Raw genomic sequence first — 507 nt, 5'->3', positions numbered from 1 at the left:
TACACTACAGTTATTCGTGGAGTACCAGAACTATTAGTTATTTATCTTTTTTTCTTTGGGGGAAGTGGTGCAATCATGTATGTAGCTTCTATTTTTGGTTATTATGAATACATAGAAATTAACGCCTTTATAACTGGTTCAATGGCTATTGGTATTATATCAGGAGCTTATTCAACAGAAGTATTTCGAGGAGCAATTCAATCAATAGACAAAGGTCAATTTGAAGCTGCAAAGGTACTTGGAATAAACAAGTTTGGGCAATTTTATAAAATAATACTTCCTCAAATGTTAAGACTAGCTATTCCAAATTTAAGCAATGTTTGGCAAATAACTTTAAAAGATACTTCTCTAATTTCAGTAACAGGATTAGTTGAAATAATGAGACAATCTTATATTGCAGCTGGCTCAACACGAGAACCACTGTTCTTTTATTCTTTTGCAGCAGTTTTATATCTGCTGCTTACTTACGTGAGTATGAAATTAATTAACAAGTTAGAAGTTAGGTAT

Annotated in this window: 1 protein-coding gene; it reads left to right on the top strand. The window is 31.8% G+C overall.

Annotated elements, in window-relative coordinates; all coding sequences use genetic code 11:
- Positions 1–507 (top strand): ABC transporter permease (locus AMN88_RS00895; protein ID WP_075536008.1); only part of this gene is annotated, 507 nt, incomplete at both ends.

Origin of the sequence: Candidatus Pelagibacter communis (assembly GCF_001180165.1) — a bacterium.
GTDB classification, from domain to species: Bacteria; Pseudomonadota; Alphaproteobacteria; order Pelagibacterales; family Pelagibacteraceae; genus Pelagibacter; species Pelagibacter ubique_P.
The sequence above is the reverse complement of the archived record's forward strand: the minus strand, read 5'-3'. Positions and strand labels throughout refer to the sequence as shown.